Source organism: Streptomyces prasinopilosus (assembly GCF_001419695.1).
Taxonomy (GTDB): domain Bacteria; phylum Actinomycetota; class Actinomycetes; order Streptomycetales; family Streptomycetaceae; genus Streptomyces; species Streptomyces prasinopilosus.
Map to the genome: position 1 here is coordinate 1 of NZ_LIRG01000259.1, position 5700 is coordinate 5700.

The window sequence follows — 5700 nt, forward strand, 5'->3', positions numbered from 1 at the left end:
CCCGGCCGTCCCGGGGTCCGCCGCCGCGGGTGCCCCCGGCGTCCCGGCCGTCACCGCCCCGGCCGTTCTGGCCGCTCGGATCCCCTTCGCCGTCCCCGCTGTCCTCGCCGTCCCCGGGCCCCCGCTCCGTCAGGGGCAGCGGATCCGCGGGGTGCAGGGCCCGGTCGTCGGTCCGGAAGGTCCTCACCCGCCCCGGCGCCGACCAGGGCGTCTCGAACCGCACCGTGACCCGCCCGAGGCCGCTGCCCTGGACCCAGCCGTGACCGTACTCGCTGTGCCGCACGTCGTGTCCGGCCGGCCAGCGGCGCTCGGCACCCGCCTGCGGCCGTTCCTCCACGGACGCCGCCGCCTCCGCCTCCTCCCCGGGCAGCTCCTTCCGCCGCTCCCCCGCCGCCTGCGCGAACAGGTCCTCCTGCGTGTAGTCGGCGAGCCCGCTGACCCCCACGCCCAGCAGCCGCACGCCGCCCGTCGTGTCGACCGAGTCCAGCAGCCGTGCCGCCGCCTCGCGCACCACCGCCGGATCGTCCGTGGGCCCCCGCAGGGTCTCGGAGCGGGTGAGCGTGGAGAAGTCGTACCGCCGCACCTTGAGCACGATGGTCCGTCCCGACAGCCCCGCCGTCCTCAGCCGGCGCACGCAGCGGTCCGCGAGGCGTCCCACCTCCGCACCGACCCGCACCCGGTCGTGGATGTCCACGTCGTAGGTGTCCTCGACCGACACCGACTTCGCCTCCCGCTCGGCCACCACGGACCGGTCGTCCCTCGCCAGGGACATGGCGTACAGGGCATGCCCGTGTGCCTTGCCGAGGAGGCGCACCAGCTCGTCCTCCCCCGCCTCGGCGAGGTCCCCGACCGTGTGGAGGCCGACCCGTCGCAGGTGGTCGCCGGTGGCCGGCCCGACACCCGGCAGGGTCCGGACCGACAGCGGCGCCAGCAGGGCCTGCTCGGTCCCCGGCTCGATCAGCACCAGCCCGTCCGGCTTGGCCCGCTCCGAGGCGATCTTCGCCAGCATCTTGGAGGCCGCCAGCCCCACCGATCCGGTGAGCCCCGTGACCGCCCGTATGTCCGCGCGCAGCTTCGCGCCGGCCTGCCGGGCGGACCGCTCGTCCCAGGCCGCCCCTCCGGCCTCCAGGTCCACGAACGCCTCGTCCAGGCTCAGCGGTTCCACCAGGGGTGACAACGCCCGCAGCAGCTCCATCACCCGCTCGCTGATCGACCGGTAGAAAGCGAAGCGGGGCACGAGGTACGCCGCGTTCGGCGCGAGCCGCCGTGCCTGCGCCATGGGCAGCGCCGAACGGACACCGAAGACCCGGGCCTCGTACGAGGCGGTGGCGACCACACCGCGCGGCCCGAGCCCGCCCACGACCACGGCCTTGCCGCGCAGGCTCGGCTTGGACGCCTGCTCCACCGAGGCGAAGAAGGCGTCCATGTCGAGGTGCAGGACGGTGGGTGCGGTTCTCACGCCCCCGATGGTGCCCTATGCCACTGACATGCCGCGCCGCGCGTGCCGCCGCCGTTCCGGCGGACCGGACGGCGCGTCCTCGCGGACCGCCCGCGAGCACGGGCGGCTCTCGCGGGCCGGCGGTTCAGACGGCGCGGTTGCGCCGCCTCGCCAGCTCGTCCGCCGGGTTGGGGCCGATCAGCGTCTCCCCGGTGTCGACGCGCTCCCCGTGCAGCTGCGACAGCGCGCTCTCGACGTCCCGCCACACCACGCCCACGGCGATTCCGAAGATCCCCTGGCCGCCCTGGAGCAGGGCGTGGACCTCGTCGGGCGTGGCGCACTCGTAGACCGTGGCGCCGTCGCTCATCAGCGTCATGCGCTCCAGGTCGCGGAAGCCCCCCTCCCGCAGGTGCTGGACGGTGGTCCGGATGTTCTGGAGCGAGACGCCGGTGTCCAGGAACCGCTTGACGATCTTCAGGACGACGACGTCCCGGAAGCTGTACAGCCGCTGTGTCCCCGAGCCGTGGGCGGGCCGCACACTCGGCTCGACCAGCCCCGTGCGAGCCCAGTAGTCCAGTTGCCGGTAGGTGATGCCGGCGGCCGCGCAGGCCGTCGGGCCCCGGTAGCCGATCTCCTCGGACGCCATGGACGTCGCCGCCCCTCCGCTGCTCGGCACGGCCGCCGGTCGCTGCGGAGCAGGATCGGCCGCGCTGCCGTGATGGGCATACGCCCCGCTCGCGCGGAGCTGAGAGCCTGGGGGAGGGTACGGACCGCTTACCCCGAGACCATGTCCGGGGGCACCCCCAGCCGTACCGTCGCCGGTGCTTCTCACGCCGACCTCCGTCCTTGACCCGCCTCCTCGACGGTAGGCAGTCACCAAGGGTGCGTCAACGATCGCCACACTCGGCACGCCGAGTGATAATCACCCTAAGAGTGGTTTCCCGTGCCCCACCGCGGGGAAAGGCTAGCCGAATGCCCTCCACACGGGCCGGTGAGGCGCTCGCGCACCCCGGTTTCCGGGCGGCATCCGGCGCGACGGCCGCCGTCCCTCACTGGCTGCTGGAGCCGAAGTCCTCCGGCGAGATCTGGTCGAGGAACTCGCGGAACTTCTCCACCTCGTCCTCCTGCTCGTCCGGGATGGCGATCCCCGCGTCGTCCAGCACCGTGTCGCTGCCGTAGATCGGCGTACCCGTGCGCAGCGCCAGCGCTATCGCGTCGGACGGCCGGGCACTCACCTCGACGCCGCTGGCGAAGACCAGCTCCGCGTAGAAGACGCCCTCACGCAGGTCTGTGATGCGCACTTCCGTGAGCTCCTGGCCGACTGCTTCCAGCACGTCCTTGAAGAGGTCGTGGGTCAGCGGGCGCGCGGGAGCCATGCCCTGCTGGGCGAAGGCGATGGCCGTCGCCTCCCCCGGACCGATCCAGATGGGGAGGTACCGGTCGCCTCCCACTTCACGCAGCAGCACGATCGGTTGGTTCGAGGGCATTTCGACCCGGACACCTACGACATCGAGCTCGTTCACACAGCAACCCTAGGCCGTGCCCGGGACGTTTGGGTAGTCGGGCCCGCATCGGGCGGCCGATCCGGGCCCTCCTCGCTCAGGGCAGCCGCACCCCGAGGGCCGCGCTCACCAGCGCGGCGTGCAGCTTCACCGTGAGGCCGGCGAGTTCCCTGGCACGCGCCTCCGCGTGCGCCCTGGTCTGCGGGTTGCGGTGCCGCCTGAGCGGGGCGACGACCTGGTCGACCAGCCCGGCCTCCCGGTCGGCGGCGGCCTTCATCGCCCTCAGGTGCCGCGGCTCGATCCCGAACCGTCCCAGTTCGGTGATGAGGCCCGCGACGGTGACCGCCCCGGCGTCGTACACCTCGTCCCCGACCGGCGCGAGCAGCCCGTACGACTCCCATTCCGCGAGCTGCTGCTGGTCGACGCCGGCCGCCGCCAGCAGCTGCGCCCGCCCGATCCGGGCCGCTGTCGCGGGCGGGTCGGCGGACGGGTCGGGACCGGCTTCCCCGTCCCGAGGCCGGGACAGCGCCGGGAGCGGGACGCCCTCGCCGCGCTCCATGGCGTCCAGGTGCTCGCGGATCACCTTGAGCGGCAGGTAGTGGTCCCGCTGCATCCTCAGGACGTGGCCGAGACGCTCCACGTCCCCGGCGCTGAACTTGCGGTACCCCGAAGGGGTCCGCCGCGGCTCGACGAGCCCCTCCGACTCCAGGAAGCGGATCTTGGAGATGGTGACTTCGGGGAACTCCTCGCGCAGTGCGCTCAGCACCGCGCCGATGCTCATCAGTCCAGTTTCCGCGGCGGCGGTACCGTGCCCGGTACCGCCGCTCGGTGTATGAAGCATGGACCTTCCCTGGGGTCAGGGTGCCCCGGACGGAGTCCGGGGAGGGTCAGTAGCCCCGCTGGCTCGCGTAGAAGACCAGCCGGTACTTGCCGATCTGCACCTCGTCGCCGTTCGACAGACCGACCTGGTCGATCCGCTCCCGGTTGACGTACGTGCCGTTCAGGCTGCCCACGTCGGCCACGGTGAACGAACCGTCCTGGCCGCGTCGGAACTCCACGTGCCGACGGGAGACCGTCACGTCGTCCAGGAAGATGTCGCTCTGCGGGTGGCGCCCGGCCGTGGTCAGATCGCCGTCCAGCAGGAAGCGGCTGCCCGAGTTCGGCCCGCGGCGCACGATCAGGAGCGCCGACCCCATCGGCAGCGCGTCGACGGCCGCCTGCGCCTCCGGGGACAGCGTCGGCACCTGCGTCTGACCGGTGACCTCGGCGTCGTACGCCTCGAGACCGGAGATGGAGATGGTGGACGTCGTCTCGGAGGGACGCTCCGGGACGGCTCCGGGCTTGAGCGGGGCTCCGCAGTTCGAGCAGAAGCGGCTGTTCTCCGCGTTGCGGTTACCGCATCTGGTACAGACCAAGGCCGACATGGACGGGCCCTCCTGTCCACCGGGGGCCTGGGGCGCGTACGGGTCGGAGAACCCTCCGCCCGTGCCTGAGGCCGGCGGTTGCCCGAAACCTATGCCGCTCGACTGCGCAGGGTCAACCGAGGCAGCGCCCCGGCCTCCCGCGGCGTCCTCACCCGGGCCGCCGACCTGATCCCGGTACAGCGGACGCGACGCCTCCGCGTCGGGCTGTGCGCGATGCCGAGCGGTCGCATTGTCGCGGCCTTCTCGCGCGCTCTTGCCGAACAACTTCCCAAACAACTTCACGGGCGATTCCCCTTGACCGAAACAGACCCGCCCGTGGGGCAGGACGAACCCTGACTGAACACACTGGCCGACCCGGACACCTTCACAACGTCCGTATCCACCAGACAGTTTCCACCACGCACCGCCCATTCGGTGCGCCGACCCCCCGCAACCTCCTGCCCTCGCCGGTCACCCTCCACGCACCCCCGGTTCACTGCGAGGACGACCGAGCGTAGCCAGGCTGCTCCGCCGGTCGCAAGGCATCCACGACGATCTTGGTGGATCGCTCCACCGAGGCGGTGGCCTGTTCCTTCTCAAGAGTCTGCACGACTCCTCCGGGGATGTTGAGCGCCGGCTCCAGGTCCTGCGGCTTGCCGATGACCTTGAAACGATAGGGGGCGGTGATCTTGTTCCCGTCGACGCTCACTCCGTCGCCGGAATCCGACAGGTAGGTGCCCGCCACGACCCGCACGCCGTTCACCTGAATGGCTTCGGCGCCGGCCGCGCGCAGCTCCTGGACCGCGTCGAGCAGCATGTTCGACTCGACCATCCCCTTCGGGTCCTCGACGACCAACGTGATGCCGGGCCCCTGTGCGGCCACCGTGCCCGCCAGAATGCCGAGTTGGCGTTCCCTCTCGAGGGTCTGCCGCCGGGCCTCCTCGGCCTGGTCCGAGCTGTTCTCGAGTTCCTCGCGCTGCTCCTCGAGTCCTTGCTTCTCGTCCTGAAGACGCTCTGTGCGGTCGTCGAGTTCATCGAGGATGCGGACGAGATCCTCCTGGCGAGCGCCGCGCAGGGCACTGTCGCCCTCGCTGTTCGAGGCCACCTGGACGGCCAGGCCGAAGCCCAGGCCGAACAGCAGGAGCGCGACGATGAGTTGGGCCCGGGTGATCCGCGGCGGCCACAGGCCTTTCAGCAGCCGCTGCCGTCCGGACAGATCGGATCCCGGACGCTCCGGCGGCGCCTCCCGCGCGGACGCGGGGGCGCTCGCGGGCACCTCGTCGGGCAGTTCCTTCCGGAGACCGCCGTCGACCGCCCCTGCGGGGCGCGGCACGGCGGCTGGGGGCGGGGCCGGGAC

General features: G+C 72.2%; 6 protein-coding genes. All 6 read right to left on the reverse strand.

All coding sequences use genetic code 11. The annotated features are described in order from the left end of the window. Positions 1 to 1459, reverse strand: a 1459-nt coding sequence (locus AOK18_RS12190) for a DNA polymerase IV (protein ID WP_107100346.1), incomplete at its 3' end; no start/stop codon positions are given. Positions 1460 to 1583: 124 nt separating this feature from the next. Beyond that, on the reverse strand, positions 1584 to 2270 hold the full coding sequence (locus tag AOK18_RS12195) for a MerR family transcriptional regulator (protein ID WP_074994545.1): 687 nt from the start codon (positions 2268 to 2270) through the stop codon (positions 1584 to 1586). A gap of 217 nt (positions 2271 to 2487) precedes the next feature. Next, positions 2488 to 2961 (reverse strand): bifunctional nuclease family protein, encoded by a 474-nt coding sequence (locus tag AOK18_RS12200; protein WP_003988851.1) that lies wholly within the window; start codon positions 2959 to 2961, stop codon positions 2488 to 2490. A 76-nt stretch (positions 2962 to 3037) separates the two neighbouring features. Next, positions 3038 to 3781 (reverse strand): transcriptional regulator FtsR, encoded by a 744-nt coding sequence (gene ftsR / locus AOK18_RS12205; protein WP_055694350.1) that lies wholly within the window; start codon positions 3779 to 3781, stop codon positions 3038 to 3040. 46 nt (positions 3782 to 3827) lie between these two features. Next, on the reverse strand, positions 3828 to 4775 hold the full coding sequence (locus AOK18_RS30780; protein WP_074994543.1) for an FHA domain-containing protein: 948 nt from the start codon (positions 4773 to 4775) through the stop codon (positions 3828 to 3830). 61 nt (positions 4776 to 4836) lie between these two features. Then, positions 4837 to 5676 (reverse strand): DUF881 domain-containing protein, encoded by an 840-nt coding sequence (locus AOK18_RS12215; protein WP_079104975.1) that lies wholly within the window; start codon positions 5674 to 5676, stop codon positions 4837 to 4839. Positions 5677 to 5700 lie beyond the last annotated feature (24 nt).